The following is a 16,519-nucleotide window of genomic DNA, read 5'->3' on the forward strand; positions in this document are numbered from 1 at the left end:
GGTTATCCCGGTCGGAAGATCGAAGAGGCGCTTCTTGGCAAGGAAGTCATCGTAAGCGTTCATGCCGCCGCTCCTTGGCGCTCATTGCGCTGCTGTAGAAAGCCTTGGAACGCGGGTCGGTATCGCCCGGCATGTATCTCAGCACCGCGCCAGCAGACCGCTATGGCCGCCGCCTCGCCTGCGTTGTGGGCCACGGTCTTCTTGGTCGGGAGAATGATGCCCTCGCGCTCGCATTGGGTGACGATCGCCTCTTTCCAGAGGTTCTCGACCTTCTCCCACCTGCCTTTTTTATCGGGCTTGGCAAGCTTCGTAATCTTCTGCGGCGGCTTGAAGCCCTTGCCGTAGAACATCGAGCGCCAGGTTGCGGATGAGATAGTGCCCCACGGGATGCCGAAGTTCGCCACCGTGGAAAGCACCGCACCGTGCAGCATGCACGAGACCACCGTCGCCATCGTGCCGCCGGGGCTCATCTTGAGCGCGGTTTCCATGATGACGAAGTCGGGCCGGAACTCCTTGATCAGCTTGGCGACCTTGAGCCCCATCTGATCGGCGCAGTATTCGATAGATGCCTTGGCGGGGAATTCCAGCACGTCGCACTTGATGGACGAGATGTGCTTGCTGGTGTCGAAGAAGGCCCAGCCGGCTGACTTGCTCGTGTCGAAGGATAGGATTTTCATTGGCGCGCCTCCGTCGGGATGAGGCGGTAGAACGCGCCGCCGTAGTTCCCTCGCCCGCGGCCGCCGACGCACTCAACCGTCCACCCGAAATCCTTGATGGCCTTGCGCAGCTTCGAAAGGTTGGCTCGGAAGGCGCGAGGAGCATCGTCAGGGCCGCCGTCCTCATCATCGGCATAGCAAGCATCAAGCAGGACCTGGCGGCGGACATTGCGACCTACCTTCTTCGAAAGCTCATTCAGGAGCGTGACGAACATCGGGTGGCCAAGGCTGTCCACGACCATTTCGATCGGAGCGGCTTCGCCGATGAACCCTCGGCAACAGGGGCACGTAAAGCTCTGGATTTTCGTTTGAACGTTCATTGCTTCACCGGGAGAGAGAGTGACGCATTCGCGCGTCTAGTTGGGCGGCCGGGAGGAGGATGGCCGCCTGGAGGAACTCAGTGGGCGGGGTCGTCGGCGCTGGCGAATGGGTCATCACCATCAGAAGGTGGTTCCTCCTTCGACGCCGCCGCCTCGATGCGCGCCATGATGTCGGGGATCTCGGTCTCGTATTCGGTCTTGCCGGCGTCATATGAGGCCAGCCACAGCTTGTCGTCAGCGCTGCCGGCGTCGTAGCCGGACCGACGATCAAGGTTCAGCAGGCCGGCTTTGTAGCCTTTGGCCTGGATCAGTTGTTCTTTGTCGACCCGATCGACCTGGGCCAGCAGATCGCCGCCGCTGGTCGACGGGATGAGACCGAGCCATTCGAGGTTTTCGCGGTCCGACTTCAGGCGATCAACTGGCTTCTGGTCGTCTTCGCCGAAGTGGGCCTTGAGGTAGTGGTCAAACTTCTGACCGGAGAAGGTCGGGTCGGCAGCCTTGGCGACCTTACGGTTTGCCGTCTTCTCGGCAGCTGCTTCCCGCCGCTTGGTTTCCGCCGCCAGTTCCCGACGGAAGTGGTAGGCGAATAGCTTCTGCCGTTCCGCGTCCGATAGCTTCGTGTTGCTGCCTGCTGTCATCACGGTCTTCCTTTTCTTGCCGAGCGGATTTTGCTTGCGAGAAGCTCCGTTTCAGCTTCCAGATTGCCCAAATGCTCATCACCGAACCTTGCTTTTTCTGCTGCGATTTCAGCCTGCAGCTCGGCTATCTGGCGGGCGCAATAGTCGAGATAGGCGGCGCGGATCCTGCCGAAGACGGCAATGCCCGGGTCCCTCGTCTCGCCGTTGACCAGGCGGCGCAATGTGCGGGCGGTCATGCCGCAGCGGCGCCCTACCCGTTCGAGCGCGTTCATCTGGTCCCCGTTGCCACGGGTCTCTCGTTCAATCATTTTTCGCGCATACCGCGCGGCAATATCTGGGCTGAAAACGTCTACGCTACTCATCGAATTCGCCTTGTTTTCGGTTTTTCTAATTGTCTGTTGAGGGCTGAGGTTTTCCATTCGAGTCCGCCATGTTTGCTAAGTTGCATCCATGGCCGCACGGGCTTGAAGGGAGTGAAAGTGAACCCCGGCCGAAACCGAGATCCGATGTTGAGAGAGCGGCGCGACTAGCTTGCCGGCGTGCGCGCCTTGCTCTGCTTTTTGGAAATGAAAGCGACCTGCCCGCTATGGGCGTCGTCGTCGCGGGAGACGTCCTTGATCATCTTGCCGAGCAAGACACCGAGGGGAATGGAAATGAGTGCCCAGGCTGTAAGTCCGATGATGAGACCGCTGCTCATGCTGCCCTCCGAGGTCTGGATACCTGCTTGCGGTCGTGGCCGGTGCGATGCTCGATGGCCCGCTGTGCCGCCGCGTCTATGGAATTTGGTGCGAGGATCGGGGTCACAAGCCACCTCCAGCGTCTTCGATGATCGGAAGGTTGATCTCGGTATGCCGATGAACGATCACCGAGTTGCCGGGATGCTCCGGGACGACGAAATGCTGCCAGGCGATAGGCTCAACGCTATCGGGGTTAAAGCCAGACCAGTGTCCGCGCATGCTCCGTGTCTGCGGTACCCAATACGAGCGATGGACCTTGCCAGACGCCGTCGCCAGCCAGACCGGATCGACGTGGTGTTCGCGCTTCGTGCGGTCCTTGCCGTCCACGGTGACGGTGGTGGTGACTCCCCTGCCGCGCGGCGCACTGGCGATATCGAAATTCCAGGTCATGCCGCTTCCCTCACGATCACGGGTTTGCGATCAAGGGCGAGGGCGTACCCTTTCCCCCAGACGGTATCGATGCGGACGCCGATCGGCTCCAGCTTCTTGCGAGCCTTGCAGATGTACACGTCGATGATCTTGATCTCAGGCTCTTCACCTTCCGCCGCAAACTGGTACATCCACTCCAGCGCGGCTTCCTTCGTCAGGACGCGAGGGAAGACCTCAGCCAGGCGCTGCAACAGCAAGCTCTCGCTGCCGGTCAACACGGCAAACTTGCCGTTGGCGACAACCATCCCGCGCTCTGGGAGAATGGTGACCGGAAGATCGGAAATTTCTTGCCCGCAGACCGGGCACGCACACTCAAGCTGCATGAGCAACCTCCCGTGGCGATCCGTTCTTGATCGCTGCGTTGATCTGGCGGGTGATGATGAACTGGACCGGGTTGCCAGACCGAGCGCTTTCGATTTTCGCGCTGTAGAGAAGTTCCGACAGATTGATTTCGTCGAAGACGTCAAAGAGCTTTGCCGGGTCGGCCAAGACTTCCGGCTTCGTCCGGATCGCACGCCCTACCCCATTGATCATGGCGCCGAAGAGCATGCCGGGGTTGCCGTCAGACGTCTCCACGATGCACTGGAGGATCGTGGTCAGAATGGCGCTTCCATAGAAATCAAGAGCGCGTTGCAGGACGGTGATCGACCGGGTTTCACCCGCCAGAAACCCTTCCTTCTTTCTGGTGACCTTTACACCCGACGCGTCAAGGACACGCTGGAGGGAGACGGCCGACGGCTTCTTGGCCGCCAGCTCGGCGAACCACAGGTCGATCGGCTGAACCGGAGTGACGTTGCCGTTGATCGCAGCGAACGCAGCCGCAGCCTCGGACGCGGTGCAGGAGAGAACGTAGCAAGGCACCGCTTCAATGCCGATCGTGGCTGCTGCCGTCGTGCGATGCTGGCCATCGACGATCGAGAACGATTCGCCGTCCTGGGTCACGATGACGGGCAGGAATTTCGCCCAATCGAACCCCTCGCAGATCCTGCGGATGTTTTTGACAGACCCTTGGGAGATCGCGCGCTGATAGGTCGAGTCCACAAGGAGCTTCGAAATCGGGATAATCTCGAACCGGCCGATGTGACCGCCGATCTTCCCGATCTTCACTTCCGCGCCGAGCTGGACAATGGGGAACAACGTTTTGCTCATGCCATCCCCCTCTCCACACCCCACTCGCGCAGCAGGTCGCCACATTCCCGAAGGCTGGTGCGTTGAATTCTGCCGACGCTGACCGGGCGCGTGGACCCGACATTCTCGCCGGTATCCCGGTGCTCGACCGCTTGCGCGCTGGTCCGCGTGAAGCGGCTGTCGGCGTTGACGGTCTTGAACTGGTCGCCGTGCGTCGGCTTGCCCTTGTGGCGGCGGAGCGCGTTGTAGACCATGTCCACGACCACATCGTACCGCTCGGCGATCTCCTTCACGGTCATGCCGCCAGAACGGAGATCAAAAACCTTTTCATCTGGCGGAAGCTTTCTCATGCGGAAACTCCGCGCTTGGCCCGCAGCGCCGCCAATTCCGACATGCGCTCGAAGGTCAGGTCCGAACGACCCTTGGCCCGAGCAGCCGGGATAAGATCTGGCCAGTACTCCGGCGGGATATTCTTGCGGCGCTTCATTTCGGATACGGTGGACGGGCCGACGTTCAGCGCTTCGGCCAGTTCAGTGTTCTTGAAGATGACGAACACGTCGGACATCTCGTTGATGGGTGCCATGTTGGGTTCGGTGCTCATGCCCCTTCATGACATGCATCATGTCGTGTTGTCAACATGCATCGTGTTGCGACAGCAATTATGTTGCCCGCATGTCTGAAAAACACGCTCGATTGCGCCAGGCGCGCGAAACAAAGTTCAAGTTTGCTTCCGAAGCCGCGGCCTCTTTGGGGCTCGCTGCATCGACTTACCGTGCCCATGAGAACGGGCAGAACGACTTCAACCTGGACGAGGCAAAGCTCTACGCAAGGAAATTCGACGTCGATCCGCTCTGGCTTATGGGCGAGGAGAACATGGCTCCACCTGCAGCCAACCAAAATGATTCGCCGAATGCGATCGTCGGCGCTAAATTAGTCGGACGCGGCAGGTTGATTAAAGTCTACGGCCGCGCGGTTGGTGGCGTAGATGGCGAGTTCGAGATGAATGGTAGCGTCCTGTATGAAACGATGGCCCCGCCGATCCTTTCGGATGTTTCGGGAGCTTACGCGGTTCAGGTCTCGGGCGATTCGATGTCGCCGCGCTACGAGGATGGTGAAGTCTGCTTCGTCGATCCTCTTCGCCGGGTGAAGAAGGGCGACTATGTCATTGCCCAGATCAGGGTTGAGGAGAATGGGCCCCTGCTGGCCTATGTGAAGAAATTCATCCGGCACAATGCCGCCGAACTCGTTCTGTCGCAGTTCAACCCTGAAAAGGAACTGCGCTTCCCTTCCAATCAAGTGCACTCAGTCCATTACATCGCAATGGCTGGAAACGCATGAGCCTTAAAACCGAAGTCCTTTCGGCCGGCGCTGTAGCCCTTTCCACCTCCGCCATTCTGGCTGAGCTCGTTTCACACCTGATCAGGAAGGGCGTCCTGCGCGATGCGGAAGTTCGGGAGATCTACGAATCAGCGTTGATGGCGTTGGAGTATGGCCAAGGCGATGAAGAGAACCCGGCGTTCATTGCAGCTCGCGAACTGATCGAGATGCACCTTCGGCCTAAAGAGTAGGTAAAGCATCATCATAGACGGGGGGTGAGGTTAGACCTCGCCTTCTCGTCTTATTCGTAACCAGAGCTGTCAGACCAACTGCGCTTTATCGACCAGGCTAGAGACCCGGAAGCTCCCGGGGGTATCTTTGAGGGGCCTGCACTCCCGGCTGATCCCGGCCCGAAAGCCGTAACCTCACCACTTGCGTCGTTTATCCCACCCTTGCGGAGCGGTAGGCCCGTCTAGAAGGCCGCGTGTCCTGTCTCATGCCTTCCCTACGAAGTTTGGCCCGAAAAATCGCGGCATCCCTTCGCGTAAGCTCCGATTTTTGAAGGTTCGGGAACCCGTTGGGAGGTTTTTGCTTTTAACGAAGCGCACGTAATGGTATAACTGCATCGTTATTTGGCGACGGGAAAACTTCCCAGGGTCAAACCGTCTCCAACAGCCCGCCCGAGTTCGAACCTCGCGGCGGGCTTTTCTTTTTCTACGCCCTGATTCGATGTTGCGCAACATGGCGCATGTTTTATTTTCATGGCCGCAACACGAAACATGTTGACACGATCCGTGTTGTCTGCGATGTTCCCCTCATCAGCCGACGGAATGATCTCCCCCAGGGGACGAAGAAACCGGAGGCGCCAGCGGGCTCAGTACCGAGTGCCCGCGAAGTTTTGGATGGGGATCCGAGCATGACACAGGAACTGACAGACGCAGAACTGGTCTTCGTGAAGCGGATGCTCCCGCATTTCATCGCCGGCAAGTCGGTCGAGGAAAGCGCCGCAGCCATTTTGGAAGACGACGCCAGGCTGTTCACCGCCCTCTTTGACCGCTCCAGTGACCATTTCGTCCCCGGCTACAACGACCACACGGGCCGCACTCATCGCACCCGTGAAGGTAAAGGCGATGTGATCGCCAGCGCGATGGCCCGCACGGTCTACGACCGCCTTCGTTCGAACCAGTCGGCAGGTGCCCAATGAACACCTCCCCGCTCGTCTCCGGCGCGCTGCGCATCAACCTCTCCGATCTGGACGAGGCGATATTCAAGGTCCGCCGTCTGCATCTGGCCGGCAAGGACGCAAGCGGCTGGGCTCGCCGGTACTCGGATCGTATCCGCCGCTGCCATGAGCTTCGCGAGGCTGGGCTATCCCTCGGCTGCACCGGGCCGCTGTTCGACGAACTTGCACCGACACCCTACCGCGATCAGCTCGTCGGCTACACGGCCGAGCAGCGCAAGGCTCTGGAATGGAAGGGCGTGTTCGACCGCTTCCCATTCCCGGCTCCATCCCATTTCTCCATCGCAGCCGAGTGAGGACCACCATGCGCTCAGCATCCGATATCGACATCGCGGTCTCCGCCTACACACGGCTCATGGACCGCACCCGGCACGAATTCGTCGCCGGCAAGATGACGGAGATCGTTTTCAAGCTCCGTCGCCACCGCCAGGACAAGGCCTTCGACGGCCGGTTCGACTTGCTCATGAAGCGTCGGTTCCCGTCGTATCTGCCAGTGTCGTCCGATCGCATCGCTCCGGTTAAGGGCGCTTCTCTCGTGCACAACCATGGAGCTGCAGAATGAGCTACGCATCCGAACAAAGCGTTTTGAACTCGCAGTTCAACACCGAAATCATGCGATGCCTGCCGCACGTCCTGATGCGGCCGACGTTGATCCAAGACGGCAACGCATGGCTGGCGATCTATGGAGATCTGCCGACTGGCGTGGTCGGAACCGGATCGACGCCCGCCGAGGCCATGGCCGATTTCGACAAGGCTTGGCACAAACCGGCGGTCTGCCCTCCCGGCTATGGAGCTTCCCTCGTGCCAAGCAATGGAGCCTCAGAATGAGCATCGTTCGGGAAAATCTCATGAACCGCAAGGGATACACGCCTTATTGCGGCAATGTCGAATGCCGGCTCCATATGCCTCGCACCCACTATATCGGCAGGCAGTTTCAGTGCGGCTGCGGTTGGCGCTCATCGTTCGATGCTGAATTCATCGCAGCTTACGAAGCAAAATGGACCACCGCTTCTCTGCCAGACGCAAGACAGGAGGCTTGAGAGATGAGCTCCATTCGAGACGAAGAAATCATGAGCCTCCAAGTGGGAGACATCATCTACGAGTGCGAAGGAGGCATGAACCTTGAGGCTCGCATCACGTCGGAGCCCATTGAGGCAGAAGGCTTTGAGGGCCGCAAGAAGTGGCAGTGGAATGCGGTAAACACCCAGAACGGTAGCGAGATCAATTATCTCCTGACCGAGGGGCTGTCGCACTACGGCCCTCGCCTCTATCGCCAGCCTCAGTACTGCAGGTTTGTAAACGGCGAGATGGATTTTCCGCTGCTCGGTGCACCCAAGGCCACCACTACCCCCGTATCCGACAATCAGGGAGGCGTAGATGTCTGAGGAGATGAAGACGCGCGGCAATCTTAGCATCACCAAGGAGTGGTTCGAACGGCGCGCGAAGGCTGAGGCTGATCTTGAAATTGGCGCCGGCTTCTCGCTCGTCAACCCGACGGACGAAGACATGGCGCAGATGGAAGTTCTTGCCGAGCGTTCCTTGCCTCAGTGGGCGCAAAACGAACTCGCGCGTCTCCGCGCCGCCCTCTCCCGTCTTGATGCTGGGGAGGTTTGTGTGGGGGCGGTCGAGACGCAAACCACCATCAACGAATGGATCTCCGAAACCTTCGGTGAAGCCGGCAGCAACATTTCCGTAGCCGCCAGAGCTAACCAGGAGATGGCCGAACTGATCATGAAGCTCGCAGTCGACGATAACGACCGCGAAGCTATCGAAGAGGTCGCGGACGTTGTGATCGTCCTCTACCGCCTCGTTCATCGGTTCGATGCCGACATGGCAGCGCAGATCGATCGGAAGATGACTATCAACCGAGCTCGTAAATGGAACGTCGCCAACGGCCACGGCTACCATGTCAAAGCCACCCCCTCCGACAACCGCCAGAGCGGGGAGGAACGCGAGTGACCGAGACCTACCCGAAAGACGGCTCAACCTTCGTCCTCGAATCCATCGAACGAATTGCTTACCGCTGGGCCAAGTACAAGCCGGACGGCGCGCGCCAGATGGGAAAGCCCGGCCGCTGGCAGAGGCAAGTATGGAGTGGCGATTATTTCAAGTGGGAGAACTGCGGAGACCCGGTTGGCGTCTTATCCCCTGCCGAGGCAGACGGCCCAATCTCGACCGCAGTCAATTCCTTCGAAGCCCACAAGGCACTGATCTCCGACAGGGATGCGGTCATCTCGAAGCTTCGGTCTGCACTGTCCGATATCCTCGGCTACGACCGGAATTTCTACGATAACGGCCGGCCAGGTTACGAGGCAATCGCGCGGGAAGCCCTCAACGCCTCTGAGCGGGAGGGCGCGTAAATGCGGGACGCTCTCAACGAACTGGCCAATATCGTTTCGGCGATCACCTCGCTTACCGACGACGGCGACTATGGCGCTTTGACGAAGGTCCGGCAGATCCCAGGAACCTGGGCTCGTCGTGTGGAAGCCATCAGCATATCGGCCCGCGACGGCAGTTATGCGCGGGAAGCGAAACCGGAAGACGTAGAGGTCGCAAAGGCGATCCGTGCCGAAATGGTATCGCGCTTCCAGACCCGAGGCATCGCCGAGCGAGACGAAAAGCTTCGCGAGATATCGGCGCGGCTCGAAAGCCTGCGGGCCATCCTTCCGGCGATCGCCGCGAAAGCCGCCGTCGAAATCGGCGCCATCGCCAGAGGGCTTGAGAAGGAGGCGTCCGGTGAAAACTGACCTCGGCCACACCTCGAAAGCCTCAGCGGATCATGTCCTCGCGTTCCGCCCGTGCATCCGCATCCAGCTTGCTCTCGTCGCGGCGTTCGCGTTCAGCGCCGTCACAATCCTCACCGTTCAAGAGCTGCGCCAGATGGAGCAGCGGGAAATCTCCAGAAAGGTTTAGCCATGACTGAGCAGTCCATCGGCGCGCTTGCGCTCAAGATCGTAGATGTTTGGGCCTGGTGGCGCGCGGCGTTGGCCGACCCGTCCAAGATCGGCAGCAAGGATCTGCCCGTCCACGACAGTGACCCGCAGCAGGGGTATTTCCGCGTCCGGTACGGCAAGGACAAGCCGTTCGAGCCGGTCGCGATCTGGAAGGACGAGGAAGGCAACTGGCTCGCGTACCGCGCCGGCCGAGAAGCCAAGGCCGAGTCCATCTGGACAAGCTGCTGCCGCCACCCTGTGACCTACGAGGCCTATCAAGCCGCTGTCGACGGCAAGGGCTGGCCGGATGATGACGCGACCGTCGCGGCCCAAGTGAAGCCTCCGGAGCCGACGATTGGCGACAATTCGGGCGAGGTTGATGAGACCGAGAAGCTCAAGGACCAGATCGAGGCGGCGCTCAAGGGGCTTGATGCCTACAAGACGATCGCCGATGACGCCACGGCTTCGAAGGCGCAGTCCCTTCGCAATCGCCTGAACGAGCTTTCCGGCGACGCCGATAAGAAGCGCGACGAACTCAAGCGTCCGCACCTCGAAGCCGGCAAGGCGATCGACAAGCATTGGATGCCACTGGTCAAGTCGGCCAAGGAAGGCGCCAACTCCGTCAAGGCCTCGCTCGACGCATGGGAGACGGAAAAGCTGCGCCGCCGGCGCGAGGATGAGCGGAAGGCCGAACAGGCCCGTCTCGCCGCAGAACAGGCCGCTCGTGAGCAGCAAGGCGAGGTCGAGGTGATCGACGCCCCGAAGGTCGAGACGCAGCCGGTAGCTCCTCCTGCCGAACCAGTGGGCCAGATCCGCGCCACTTACGGCAAAGCAGCGTCCGTGAGCGTCAAGGTCGTCGTCGATCAGGTCACCGACTGGCCGGCCCTCGCTGTCTACATGTCCAACCATGGGGAATGCCAGGACCTGCTTCGCAAGCTCGCTCAACGCGCGCTCGATGCCGGCCGGACCAATATTCCTGGTGTCACGACAACCGAACGCGCGGCGGTACGCTGATGGTCAACCGTTCCGACATAGCCGGGCGCCAGGTCGTGTATCGCGCCGGTCATCCCGGCGCCGAACCCGAACAAGGCGAGGTCACCAGCGCGAACAGCGTGAACGTCTTCGTCCGATTCTCCGGCAGCACCTCTCAGGCCTGCACTCCGTCCGATCTGACGTTCCTCGATGGCAAGCCGGTAGATCAGCGCCCGGCGGAGCATCGCGGGCTTTCTCACCCCAACGGCCGACCGATGTTCTCGTGGGACGGGACCATGCTTGATGCCAATGGCAACCGATCAATTTTCGACGACGTCGATCGATAGGAGACGACCATGACCGATTTGCTTACCCCCGCCCTCGCCGTCGCCGCCATCAAGTTCAAGTGGCAAAAGGGCGACGACCAGAAGACCTATGACTACCTGATACCGCACGGGCTGGAGCTCGCTCCCGGCGACAAGGTCGTGGTCGAGACCAAGCGCGGCGAGACGGAAGTCGAGGTCGTCGAGATCAAGACCGAATCCGAAATGGCTTCGAAGCTGATCCTGCGCCGTGCTGATCCGGCTCCGGCGGAGCCCGCGCCTGTCGCAGCAAAATCGGAGTGGGATTTCTGATGAACGCGCCCGTCACACAAGAATTCCGTCCACCCGCGCTCGCTGGCGGCGGCAACGTCATGGCTATCGTGCCGCAGACCTTCGAAGAGACGTTCCGCATCTCGCGGGCCGTAGTGTCGGCCGGGCTGGCGCCAGCGGCGCTGGTCGGCAAGAAGACCGGCGACGAGGCAGCCAGCGCCGTTGCGGTCGCAATCATGTCCGGCGCTGAACTCGGACTTAAGCCGATGGTCGCGCTGCGCAGTTTCACCGTGATCAATGGGCGCCCTGCGCTGTATGGCGATGGCCTGATCAATGTGGTGCGCCAGTCTGGCAAGGTGGCCTACCTTCGTACCGGCTGCGAGATGCGCGACGGCGAGATGGTCGGCTGGTGCGAAGCTAAACGCAATGACACCAGCGAGGACAAGCGTGTCGAGTTCAGCCAGGCGGACGCCGTGCGCGCCGGCCTGTGGCAGTCGGACGCCCTGATCAGAAAACAGGTCTGGGAGAACGGCCAGAAGATCTGGAAGAACGACCAGCCGAACGACAGCCCATGGTTCCGCTTCCCGCAGCGCATGCTTGCTTGGCGAGCCGCTGGTTACTGCCTTCGCGAATTGTTCGGCGACGTGCTCGGCGGCATCCGGGACGAATACGAGGCGCGCGAGATCGCCGACGCGGAGGAGATGCGGGACATAACCCCGCGACAGCCTCCCGTGCCGCCGAAGCCACCCGCCCCGCCTGAACCGCCAGCAGAGGTGATCGAGAACGAGCCGACGGAGCAGGTGCCGGAAGAAGGCGAATTCGACGCTGCCGGGTATTTCGAAGAACTGGAAACAGCGCTCGCCGGCGCGATGGATGAGGCGACGATCGAGGAAGTCTGGACCGGGTTCGATCCTGGCGCCACGTTCGACGGTGAAGACGTCAATCTCGATATCGCACAGAAGATCAAGGACCGACGTCTGGCCCAGATTTCTGCCGCGAGTGCGGAGTAGTCCATGAGCACGCGTCAGACCGTCGTTATCAATGGACCCGATGACCGCCAGCGCATCGCGACATGGGCGCGCAACGTGGAACCCGGTACCGTCGTCACCTTCCGGAAGAAAAGCCGCTCAACCGAGCAGAACGCGAAGCTCCACGCCATGCTAGGCGAGGTCGCGAAGCAGGTTGAATGGCATGGCCAATTCCTCGATCCGGACGACTGGAAGGACATGTTCACGGCTTCGCTGCGACACGCTCGCGTCGTGCCGGGCATCGACCGCGGCACCTATGTCCCGCTCGGCATGCACACGTCCACGCTGACGATCGAGGAGATGAGCAACCTGATCGAGCTCATCTATGCATTCGGCGCCGAGCATGGCGTCGTGTTCAAGGATCCGAAAGAACCCGATCAACCCGATTCCGGCGAGAATTCCCCGTCCCCGCCGGAAGCTGGTGACCCCGCCCCCATGTCGCCAGCCGAGGAGGTGGGCGATCCGCCGCTCACCTCCTCCACCCTTTCCGATTCGGAGTGGCTGAAAACGGCCGCCCGCATGCTCTGGGCCGCTGCGCACGTCACCGGCGACACCGACTCCGATCTGCAGCTCCTCAACAACCAGCGGCTCGCAGTGGCCGATCTATGCCCCACCGACACGCCGCAGGCAACGAAAGACAAAGCCGGTTCGATCTACCGCCAGTGCAAGGCGCGCGTGACGCAGGAGATCGACCGGGAGACGCTTCGCAAGTTCGTCGCTGGCATTGCCGGCATGGAAGAGAAGGAATTGAGCGATGGCTGACGAAATCGAAATCTGCGGCCATGTCGGAAAGTGCATGTCGAACCCGCAGAGCTATTCCGGCAGCCTGAGCAGTTGGCAAAAGCAGACCACGAAGCAGATCGCCGCTTACGCGCTCTCGCAGCTTGAGGCGGCGCGGAAGAAGGACGTAGAGGCCCACGAACGCAATCTTCCGAAGCTGGAGGCCAACAAGGCCATCCGGGAGCGCGTTGTCGCCGTCATGAAGGAAGCCGGCATCCCCGACACCTACAGCGAGCCGGATCTGAAAAGCCGGTCCCGGTTCCCGAAGAGCATTCGCAAGGATGCCGGGTACCTGGGCGACCTTCAGCGGAACGTGCGGACCAGTGACAGCTTTGAACACGCGACCCAGACCTACGACCGCCTCAAGGCCGTCTATGACAAGTATGCCGAAGAAGCTGAGCAGGAGGATGCAAAGCGAAAGGCAGAGCAGGACCGGGAAGCTGCCGCGGCCTTGGAGCGGCGGCGAAACGATCTGAAGCTTGCTGAGATCATCCTTCGCTACGGGCTCGCCGAAACCGTCGAATGGGATGACGTCCTCGACGCACTTCGCCAGAAGGACCAGCGCCTCGATCTGGCAGTTGCCATGAGCCAGACGCGCGGCGACTGGTCGGAGGGCTACTATCGCGTCTCGGACGCATTGGGCCGCTTCACCGTTACCACGCCGGAAGATGCGGCCATCCAGACCGATATCCTGTCGTGCTTCAATGATGACATCGACGGCCGCATTTTTCGGGACACCACTTGGAACTACTCCCGGCTGTTTGCGGAGGCCGCAGACCAGCAGCTGGCGGCGGACATCCAGTTGGCCATGTCGAACATGAGGGACTACTGATGCTGGCCCGCGCCCACACCCTCATCATGCGCGCCGCCGCTACCGGCCGACCGATCGCCACATTCGACGCGGACGCCGAATTCTACCTCATCCAGCACGGATATGCCGCATACTCCACAAAGCCCCTCATGGTGCTGACGCAGAAGGCGGAGGACTACGCGGCCAAGGAGATCGCTTGGCAGCGGCAGGAAAAGCGGAGGGCGAGATGAGCGGGTCCTTCGACAAAGCCTCGATCCTGTCCACCATCACGGACGGCATGAAGATGAAGGCCCGGATGATCGAGAAGGGCGTCACCTCCGCCCGCGTGAAGTGCCCAAAGTGCGACGGCATGCTCCACGCGCGCCTCGCTGGGCGCAAGAACCATCTCCGGTTCTGGTGCGACGGCCCCTGCAAACGTCAGATGATGGAGTGAGCGATGAGCCGTACCGAATTCACCCGCGAGACCCGGCGCGACGCCCTGAAACGATCCGAGCAGAAATGCGAGGCATCCGGCCCGCGGTACGGTCTCAATGAAGGCCAGCGCTGCAACTGCAGCCTCACCGTCGGAGTGATCTTTGACCATGATGTCCCGGATCAATTGGGAGGCGACAACAGCCTAGAGAACTGCCGGGCGATCTGCGTCACCTGCAACAAATTCAAGACGCGCGGCGACATCCGTCAGATCAGGAAGTCCGACCGGCAGCGAGATAAGCACAGTGGCGTCATCAAGCCGAAGTCGGCACTGGCCAAAGGCCCCTTCAAGAAAAAGATGAACGGTGACGTCGTCGACACGCGTACCGGGGAGATCATCCGATGACCGTCACACCAGAAATGATCGCGGCGGCTTGGGCTGCATGGCATTCGCGCCACGGCGGTAAGCTCGGCCCAGGTCCAGCTTTCGTCGAGGCGATCAACGCCGCAATCGCCTCCCAAGCACAGAGCGGGGAGACACCGCCAATCCAGTACCGGCACGATGAAGGCGGCTTTGTCGAATTCATCAACCGGGATGGGCCATACATCGTTCGCGATATACCGTCGCCGGCCGCAATCCTTGTGGACATGGAGACGCGCCAGGTCATCGGCTATCGGGTCTACGATCCAGACACGGCTGCACATGTTGAGCCCGTGGCATGGGCGACCATACCCAAGGTCCCCGGTGGGTTAAGGTGGACCACCGATATAAAGGCTCAAGCCGAGAGATGGCAGGCGGACGGTCATAAGCTTGCGCCACTCTATGAGCACCCGCCCCAACCGAATGCCGATACCCCCTCCACCCCCAACAGCAGGGAGACGAGAGACGCCCCTGTGGACAGCCAGCCTGTGGATAACGGGGAAAGCGGGGATTGATGGCGAAGCTGTCTGACGCACTCGCATATCCACCTCGAGGCATGTCACGCGAGGAAGCCGCCAGATATGTCGGCGTCGGCACCACGAAGTTCGACGAGATGGTTGCTGACAAGCGGATGCCGAAGCCGCGCAAGATCGACGGCCGGGTTGTCTGGGACCGCATAGCGCTTGATGCCGCTTTCTCGGATCTGCCGTCGGACGGCGGAAACATGATCGACGAGATCTTGTCACGGCGCGGGCTTCATGCCTAACAATGCCTGATGGAAGAAGAAAAACGCCCCTACCTGTCACACTTTCAGGACCGTCACGGGAAAACCCGCTGGCGGTACCGCCGTGGGAAAGTGACGATATCCCTCAAAGGTGAACCAGGCGATACCGAGTTCGAAGAGGCGTATCAGGCTGCGATCGAGGGAAGGAAGCCGAGAACCGCGGAAGTCGTGAAGATGCCGGGGGCTGCCGCGCCGGGGACATTTCGCGCAGCGTGGACGAAGGTGAAGCGCAGTCCCGATTGGATCGCCCACGACCCTGCCACCAAGGCGAAAAATGTCCGGCTTGCCGAGGAATTCCTCGAACTCCCGATTGTTGAAGGCTATCCCGAGCTATGGGGCGATGTTCCCGTCAAGGATCTCAAGCGCCGCCACGTCAAAGATATCCTCTCCCATTTCAGCGCCACGCCTCACAAGGCGAAGCATCTCCTGGTGACGATCCGGAAGATGATCCTTGTTGCCTTGGATGAGGAATGGATCGAAACCGACCCCACCTGGAAGCTCAGCTATCGGCCCGAGTACAAAGGCTGGAGAGCCTGGACTGATTCGGAGCGGGAGATGTTCGAGGCACGGTGGCCAATCGGGTCCACCCCGCGCACCGCATATGCGCTCGCGCTGTGGCTTGGGAACCGCCGATCGGACGTCGCGCGCCTGAGGTGGGAATGGTTCGATTTCCGCAAAGGCACCGTCACACTGGTGACGAAGAAGGGCGACAAGACGCTGGTGCTCCCGATAACTCCCATGCTTCGGGAGGCGTTGGCTCCGCTCGCGCGTGACACGGAAACGGTCCTTCTGACCCAATACGGCCAATCGTTCTCGGAAAAATCGCTTACGGGCAGAATGGCCGACTGGACCCATAGCGCCGATCTGCCCAAGGGATGCACGATGCACGGGCTTAGAAAAAGTCTGGGGAAAATGCTCGCCGAAACTGGAGCGACCACGCGCCAGCTTATGGAAACACTTGGGCATGACGATATTGAGCATGCCGAACTTTACAGCAGAGCCGCCGAGCAAGAGCGGCTCGCGCGTGACGCTATGACAAAAGTCACGAAGCGATATCAGACGAAAAAACCGAAGGGCTAACCGGGTGTCTAACCACCTTGGATAACCACCTAAGTAACTGATTGAAAACAAAGAAAAACTGGTGGGCCCGGAGGGACTCGAACCCCCAACCAAGCGGTTATGAGCCGCCGGCTCTAACCATTGAGCTACAGGCCCGCCGATCCGGCAGAAGTGGGGCGCAATGGTCCGCCTTCACCTGGAG

At 60.7% G+C, this 16,519-nt stretch carries 34 protein-coding genes and 1 tRNA gene; 24 read left to right on the plus strand and 11 right to left on the minus strand.

The annotated features are described in order from the left end of the window. Nucleotides 1–59: 59 nt before the first annotated feature. The 10 genes from ACSQ8R_RS11415 to ACSQ8R_RS11460 all read right to left on the minus strand — a co-directional run bounded on the left by ACSQ8R_RS11415 (nt 60) and on the right by ACSQ8R_RS11460 (nt 4,569). Nucleotides 60–677 carry a hypothetical protein gene (locus ACSQ8R_RS11415; protein WP_436253458.1) on the minus strand — a complete coding sequence of 206 codons (618 nt, stop codon included), beginning with the start codon at nt 675–677 and terminating at the stop codon, nt 60–62. Beyond that, a complete protein-coding gene (locus tag ACSQ8R_RS11420; RefSeq protein WP_436253459.1) occupies nt 674–1,036 on the minus strand; it encodes a helix-turn-helix domain-containing protein in 363 nt (120 codons plus the stop codon). The genes ACSQ8R_RS11415 and ACSQ8R_RS11420 overlap by 4 nt, the downstream gene beginning before the upstream one ends. Nucleotides 1,037–1,113: 77 nt before the next feature. After that, entirely contained in the window at nt 1,114–1,674 is a 561-nt protein-coding gene (locus tag ACSQ8R_RS11425) for a hypothetical protein (RefSeq protein WP_436253460.1), read from the minus strand. Continuing rightward, entirely contained in the window at nt 1,674–2,093 is a 420-nt protein-coding gene (locus ACSQ8R_RS11430; protein WP_436253461.1) for a hypothetical protein, read from the minus strand. Before ACSQ8R_RS11430 ends, ACSQ8R_RS11425 begins: the two co-directional genes overlap by 1 nt. 107 nt (nt 2,094–2,200) lie before the next feature. Next, nucleotides 2,201–2,371: a hypothetical protein gene (locus tag ACSQ8R_RS11435; RefSeq protein WP_436253462.1), complete on the minus strand. Its 171-nt coding sequence runs from the start codon at nt 2,369–2,371 to the stop codon at nt 2,201–2,203. A 103-nt stretch (nt 2,372–2,474) separates the two neighbouring features. Next, entirely contained in the window at nt 2,475–2,801 is a 327-nt protein-coding gene (locus tag ACSQ8R_RS11440) for a hypothetical protein (protein ID WP_436253463.1), read from the minus strand. Then, the gene (locus ACSQ8R_RS11445) at nt 2,798–3,163 is read right to left on the minus strand and encodes a winged helix-turn-helix domain-containing protein (RefSeq protein ID WP_436253464.1); all 366 of its coding nucleotides are present in this window, start codon (nt 3,161–3,163) and stop codon (nt 2,798–2,800) included. Before ACSQ8R_RS11445 ends, ACSQ8R_RS11440 begins: the two co-directional genes overlap by 4 nt. Beyond that, nucleotides 3,153–3,989: a ParB N-terminal domain-containing protein gene (locus ACSQ8R_RS11450; protein WP_436253465.1), complete on the minus strand. Its 837-nt coding sequence runs from the start codon at nt 3,987–3,989 to the stop codon at nt 3,153–3,155. Before ACSQ8R_RS11450 ends, ACSQ8R_RS11445 begins: the two co-directional genes overlap by 11 nt. Further along, a complete protein-coding gene (locus tag ACSQ8R_RS11455; protein ID WP_436253466.1) occupies nt 3,986–4,318 on the minus strand; it encodes a hypothetical protein in 333 nt (110 codons plus the stop codon). The genes ACSQ8R_RS11450 and ACSQ8R_RS11455 overlap by 4 nt, the downstream gene beginning before the upstream one ends. After that, entirely contained in the window at nt 4,315–4,569 is a 255-nt protein-coding gene (locus ACSQ8R_RS11460; protein ID WP_436253467.1) for a carph-isopro domain-containing protein, read from the minus strand. The genes ACSQ8R_RS11455 and ACSQ8R_RS11460 overlap by 4 nt, the downstream gene beginning before the upstream one ends. A 71-nt stretch (nt 4,570–4,640) precedes the next feature. Between ACSQ8R_RS11460 and ACSQ8R_RS11465 the strand changes: the two genes are divergently transcribed. The 24 genes from ACSQ8R_RS11465 to ACSQ8R_RS11580 all read left to right on the plus strand — a co-directional run bounded on the left by ACSQ8R_RS11465 (nt 4,641) and on the right by ACSQ8R_RS11580 (nt 16,338). Next, on the plus strand, nt 4,641–5,306 hold the full coding sequence (locus tag ACSQ8R_RS11465) for a S24 family peptidase (protein WP_436253468.1): 666 nt from the start codon (nt 4,641–4,643) through the stop codon (nt 5,304–5,306). Continuing rightward, nucleotides 5,303–5,536 carry a hypothetical protein gene (locus tag ACSQ8R_RS11470; RefSeq protein ID WP_436253469.1) on the plus strand — a complete coding sequence of 78 codons (234 nt, stop codon included), beginning with the start codon at nt 5,303–5,305 and terminating at the stop codon, nt 5,534–5,536. The genes ACSQ8R_RS11465 and ACSQ8R_RS11470 overlap by 4 nt, the downstream gene beginning before the upstream one ends. Nucleotides 5,537–6,201: 665 nt before the next feature. Then, entirely contained in the window at nt 6,202–6,489 is a 288-nt protein-coding gene (locus ACSQ8R_RS11475) for a hypothetical protein (RefSeq protein ID WP_436253470.1), read from the plus strand. After that, nucleotides 6,486–6,821 (plus strand): hypothetical protein, encoded by a 336-nt coding sequence (locus ACSQ8R_RS11480; RefSeq protein ID WP_436253471.1) that lies wholly within the window; start codon nt 6,486–6,488, stop codon nt 6,819–6,821. Before ACSQ8R_RS11475 ends, ACSQ8R_RS11480 begins: the two co-directional genes overlap by 4 nt. Nucleotides 6,822–6,829: 8 nt before the next feature. Beyond that, nucleotides 6,830–7,087: a hypothetical protein gene (locus ACSQ8R_RS11485; RefSeq protein WP_436253472.1), complete on the plus strand. Its 258-nt coding sequence runs from the start codon at nt 6,830–6,832 to the stop codon at nt 7,085–7,087. After that, entirely contained in the window at nt 7,084–7,353 is a 270-nt protein-coding gene (locus ACSQ8R_RS11490; RefSeq protein WP_436253473.1) for a hypothetical protein, read from the plus strand. The genes ACSQ8R_RS11485 and ACSQ8R_RS11490 overlap by 4 nt, the downstream gene beginning before the upstream one ends. After that, nucleotides 7,350–7,565 (plus strand): hypothetical protein, encoded by a 216-nt coding sequence (locus ACSQ8R_RS11495; protein ID WP_436253474.1) that lies wholly within the window; start codon nt 7,350–7,352, stop codon nt 7,563–7,565. The genes ACSQ8R_RS11490 and ACSQ8R_RS11495 overlap by 4 nt, the downstream gene beginning before the upstream one ends. Nucleotides 7,566–7,568: 3 nt before the next feature. Continuing rightward, nucleotides 7,569–7,910, plus strand: coding sequence for a hypothetical protein (locus ACSQ8R_RS11500; protein WP_436253475.1), 342 nt, complete (start codon nt 7,569–7,571; stop codon nt 7,908–7,910). After that, entirely contained in the window at nt 7,903–8,484 is a 582-nt protein-coding gene (locus ACSQ8R_RS11505) for a MazG-like family protein (protein ID WP_436253476.1), read from the plus strand. Before ACSQ8R_RS11500 ends, ACSQ8R_RS11505 begins: the two co-directional genes overlap by 8 nt. Then, nucleotides 8,481–8,885 (plus strand): hypothetical protein, encoded by a 405-nt coding sequence (locus tag ACSQ8R_RS11510; RefSeq protein WP_436253477.1) that lies wholly within the window; start codon nt 8,481–8,483, stop codon nt 8,883–8,885. Before ACSQ8R_RS11505 ends, ACSQ8R_RS11510 begins: the two co-directional genes overlap by 4 nt. Next, nucleotides 8,886–9,272: a hypothetical protein gene (locus tag ACSQ8R_RS11515; protein WP_436253478.1), complete on the plus strand. Its 387-nt coding sequence runs from the start codon at nt 8,886–8,888 to the stop codon at nt 9,270–9,272. It abuts the gene before it with no gap. Then, complete coding sequence (locus ACSQ8R_RS11520; protein ID WP_436253479.1) at nt 9,262–9,438, plus strand: hypothetical protein; 177 nt, start codon at nt 9,262–9,264, stop codon at nt 9,436–9,438. Before ACSQ8R_RS11515 ends, ACSQ8R_RS11520 begins: the two co-directional genes overlap by 11 nt. A 2-nt stretch (nt 9,439–9,440) precedes the next feature. Beyond that, nucleotides 9,441–10,472 carry a hypothetical protein gene (locus ACSQ8R_RS11525; RefSeq protein WP_436253480.1) on the plus strand — a complete coding sequence of 344 codons (1,032 nt, stop codon included), beginning with the start codon at nt 9,441–9,443 and terminating at the stop codon, nt 10,470–10,472. Then, nucleotides 10,472–10,777, plus strand: a complete 306-nt coding sequence (locus tag ACSQ8R_RS11530; RefSeq protein WP_436253481.1) for a hypothetical protein — start codon at nt 10,472–10,474, stop codon at nt 10,775–10,777. Before ACSQ8R_RS11525 ends, ACSQ8R_RS11530 begins: the two co-directional genes overlap by 1 nt. A 9-nt stretch (nt 10,778–10,786) precedes the next feature. Next, on the plus strand, nt 10,787–11,065 hold the full coding sequence (locus tag ACSQ8R_RS11535; RefSeq protein WP_436253482.1) for a hypothetical protein: 279 nt from the start codon (nt 10,787–10,789) through the stop codon (nt 11,063–11,065). After that, entirely contained in the window at nt 11,065–12,033 is a 969-nt protein-coding gene (locus ACSQ8R_RS11540; RefSeq protein ID WP_436253483.1) for a recombinase RecT, read from the plus strand. The genes ACSQ8R_RS11535 and ACSQ8R_RS11540 overlap by 1 nt, the downstream gene beginning before the upstream one ends. A 3-nt stretch (nt 12,034–12,036) precedes the next feature. Beyond that, the gene (locus tag ACSQ8R_RS11545; protein ID WP_436253484.1) at nt 12,037–12,813 is read left to right on the plus strand and encodes a recombination protein NinB; all 777 of its coding nucleotides are present in this window, start codon (nt 12,037–12,039) and stop codon (nt 12,811–12,813) included. Continuing rightward, entirely contained in the window at nt 12,806–13,663 is an 858-nt protein-coding gene (locus ACSQ8R_RS11550) for a hypothetical protein (RefSeq protein WP_436253485.1), read from the plus strand. Before ACSQ8R_RS11545 ends, ACSQ8R_RS11550 begins: the two co-directional genes overlap by 8 nt. Then, nucleotides 13,663–13,872, plus strand: coding sequence for a hypothetical protein (locus ACSQ8R_RS11555; protein ID WP_436253486.1), 210 nt, complete (start codon nt 13,663–13,665; stop codon nt 13,870–13,872). Before ACSQ8R_RS11550 ends, ACSQ8R_RS11555 begins: the two co-directional genes overlap by 1 nt. Beyond that, nucleotides 13,869–14,075, plus strand: coding sequence for a hypothetical protein (locus ACSQ8R_RS11560; protein ID WP_436253487.1), 207 nt, complete (start codon nt 13,869–13,871; stop codon nt 14,073–14,075). The genes ACSQ8R_RS11555 and ACSQ8R_RS11560 overlap by 4 nt, the downstream gene beginning before the upstream one ends. A gap of 3 nt (nt 14,076–14,078) precedes the next feature. Next, nucleotides 14,079–14,459 carry an HNH endonuclease gene (locus tag ACSQ8R_RS11565; protein ID WP_436253488.1) on the plus strand — a complete coding sequence of 127 codons (381 nt, stop codon included), beginning with the start codon at nt 14,079–14,081 and terminating at the stop codon, nt 14,457–14,459. After that, a complete protein-coding gene (locus ACSQ8R_RS11570) occupies nt 14,456–14,989 on the plus strand; it encodes a hypothetical protein (protein WP_436253489.1) in 534 nt (177 codons plus the stop codon). Before ACSQ8R_RS11565 ends, ACSQ8R_RS11570 begins: the two co-directional genes overlap by 4 nt. After that, nucleotides 14,989–15,240 (plus strand): helix-turn-helix transcriptional regulator, encoded by a 252-nt coding sequence (locus ACSQ8R_RS11575; protein WP_037076169.1) that lies wholly within the window; start codon nt 14,989–14,991, stop codon nt 15,238–15,240. The genes ACSQ8R_RS11570 and ACSQ8R_RS11575 overlap by 1 nt, the downstream gene beginning before the upstream one ends. Nucleotides 15,241–15,249: 9 nt before the next feature. After that, the gene (locus tag ACSQ8R_RS11580) at nt 15,250–16,338 is read left to right on the plus strand and encodes a tyrosine-type recombinase/integrase (protein ID WP_436253490.1); all 1,089 of its coding nucleotides are present in this window, start codon (nt 15,250–15,252) and stop codon (nt 16,336–16,338) included. Between the two features lie 59 nt (nt 16,339–16,397). Here ACSQ8R_RS11580 and ACSQ8R_RS11585 read toward each other — a convergent pair. Beyond that, nucleotides 16,398–16,473: transfer RNA gene (locus ACSQ8R_RS11585), tRNA-Ile, on the minus strand. Between the last annotated feature and the right edge of the window lie 46 nt (nt 16,474–16,519).

The sequence above is a fragment of the Neorhizobium sp. LjRoot104 genome (genome assembly GCF_964253725.1).
Classification (GTDB): domain Bacteria; phylum Pseudomonadota; class Alphaproteobacteria; order Rhizobiales; family Rhizobiaceae; genus Neorhizobium.

Excerpts from the sequence above, each read along its gene's own strand:
- ACSQ8R_RS11415 (WP_436253458.1), bottom strand. The coding sequence starts at position 677 with ATGAAAATCCTATCCTTCGACACGAGCAAGTCAGCCGGCTGGGCCTTC.
- ACSQ8R_RS11420 (WP_436253459.1), bottom strand. The coding sequence starts at position 1,036 with ATGAACGTTCAAACGAAAATCCAGAGCTTTACGTGCCCCTGTTGCCGA.
- ACSQ8R_RS11425 (WP_436253460.1), bottom strand. The coding sequence starts at position 1,674 with ATGACAGCAGGCAGCAACACGAAGCTATCGGACGCGGAACGGCAGAAG.
- ACSQ8R_RS11430 (WP_436253461.1), bottom strand. The coding sequence starts at position 2,093 with ATGGAAAACCTCAGCCCTCAACAGACAATTAGAAAAACCGAAAACAAG.
- ACSQ8R_RS11435 (WP_436253462.1), bottom strand. The coding sequence starts at position 2,371 with ATGAGCAGCGGTCTCATCATCGGACTTACAGCCTGGGCACTCATTTCC.
- ACSQ8R_RS11440 (WP_436253463.1), bottom strand. The coding sequence starts at position 2,801 with ATGACCTGGAATTTCGATATCGCCAGTGCGCCGCGCGGCAGGGGAGTC.
- ACSQ8R_RS11445 (WP_436253464.1), bottom strand. The coding sequence starts at position 3,163 with ATGCAGCTTGAGTGTGCGTGCCCGGTCTGCGGGCAAGAAATTTCCGAT.
- ACSQ8R_RS11450 (WP_436253465.1), bottom strand. The coding sequence starts at position 3,989 with ATGAGCAAAACGTTGTTCCCCATTGTCCAGCTCGGCGCGGAAGTGAAG.
- ACSQ8R_RS11455 (WP_436253466.1), bottom strand. The coding sequence starts at position 4,318 with ATGAGAAAGCTTCCGCCAGATGAAAAGGTTTTTGATCTCCGTTCTGGC.
- ACSQ8R_RS11460 (WP_436253467.1), bottom strand. The coding sequence starts at position 4,569 with ATGAGCACCGAACCCAACATGGCACCCATCAACGAGATGTCCGACGTG.
- ACSQ8R_RS11465 (WP_436253468.1), top strand. The coding sequence starts at position 4,641 with ATGTCTGAAAAACACGCTCGATTGCGCCAGGCGCGCGAAACAAAGTTC.
- ACSQ8R_RS11470 (WP_436253469.1), top strand. The coding sequence starts at position 5,303 with ATGAGCCTTAAAACCGAAGTCCTTTCGGCCGGCGCTGTAGCCCTTTCC.
- ACSQ8R_RS11475 (WP_436253470.1), top strand. The coding sequence starts at position 6,202 with ATGACACAGGAACTGACAGACGCAGAACTGGTCTTCGTGAAGCGGATG.
- ACSQ8R_RS11480 (WP_436253471.1), top strand. The coding sequence starts at position 6,486 with ATGAACACCTCCCCGCTCGTCTCCGGCGCGCTGCGCATCAACCTCTCC.
- ACSQ8R_RS11485 (WP_436253472.1), top strand. The coding sequence starts at position 6,830 with ATGCGCTCAGCATCCGATATCGACATCGCGGTCTCCGCCTACACACGG.
- ACSQ8R_RS11490 (WP_436253473.1), top strand. The coding sequence starts at position 7,084 with ATGAGCTACGCATCCGAACAAAGCGTTTTGAACTCGCAGTTCAACACC.
- ACSQ8R_RS11495 (WP_436253474.1), top strand. The coding sequence starts at position 7,350 with ATGAGCATCGTTCGGGAAAATCTCATGAACCGCAAGGGATACACGCCT.
- ACSQ8R_RS11500 (WP_436253475.1), top strand. The coding sequence starts at position 7,569 with ATGAGCTCCATTCGAGACGAAGAAATCATGAGCCTCCAAGTGGGAGAC.
- ACSQ8R_RS11505 (WP_436253476.1), top strand. The coding sequence starts at position 7,903 with ATGTCTGAGGAGATGAAGACGCGCGGCAATCTTAGCATCACCAAGGAG.
- ACSQ8R_RS11515 (WP_436253478.1), top strand. The coding sequence starts at position 8,886 with ATGCGGGACGCTCTCAACGAACTGGCCAATATCGTTTCGGCGATCACC.
- ACSQ8R_RS11525 (WP_436253480.1), top strand. The coding sequence starts at position 9,441 with ATGACTGAGCAGTCCATCGGCGCGCTTGCGCTCAAGATCGTAGATGTT.
- ACSQ8R_RS11530 (WP_436253481.1), top strand. The coding sequence starts at position 10,472 with ATGGTCAACCGTTCCGACATAGCCGGGCGCCAGGTCGTGTATCGCGCC.
- ACSQ8R_RS11535 (WP_436253482.1), top strand. The coding sequence starts at position 10,787 with ATGACCGATTTGCTTACCCCCGCCCTCGCCGTCGCCGCCATCAAGTTC.
- ACSQ8R_RS11540 (WP_436253483.1), top strand. The coding sequence starts at position 11,065 with ATGAACGCGCCCGTCACACAAGAATTCCGTCCACCCGCGCTCGCTGGC.
- ACSQ8R_RS11545 (WP_436253484.1), top strand. The coding sequence starts at position 12,037 with ATGAGCACGCGTCAGACCGTCGTTATCAATGGACCCGATGACCGCCAG.
- ACSQ8R_RS11550 (WP_436253485.1), top strand. The coding sequence starts at position 12,806 with ATGGCTGACGAAATCGAAATCTGCGGCCATGTCGGAAAGTGCATGTCG.
- ACSQ8R_RS11555 (WP_436253486.1), top strand. The coding sequence starts at position 13,663 with ATGCTGGCCCGCGCCCACACCCTCATCATGCGCGCCGCCGCTACCGGC.
- ACSQ8R_RS11560 (WP_436253487.1), top strand. The coding sequence starts at position 13,869 with ATGAGCGGGTCCTTCGACAAAGCCTCGATCCTGTCCACCATCACGGAC.
- ACSQ8R_RS11565 (WP_436253488.1), top strand. The coding sequence starts at position 14,079 with ATGAGCCGTACCGAATTCACCCGCGAGACCCGGCGCGACGCCCTGAAA.
- ACSQ8R_RS11570 (WP_436253489.1), top strand. The coding sequence starts at position 14,456 with ATGACCGTCACACCAGAAATGATCGCGGCGGCTTGGGCTGCATGGCAT.
- ACSQ8R_RS11575 (WP_037076169.1), top strand. The coding sequence starts at position 14,989 with ATGGCGAAGCTGTCTGACGCACTCGCATATCCACCTCGAGGCATGTCA.
- ACSQ8R_RS11580 (WP_436253490.1), top strand. The coding sequence starts at position 15,250 with ATGGAAGAAGAAAAACGCCCCTACCTGTCACACTTTCAGGACCGTCAC.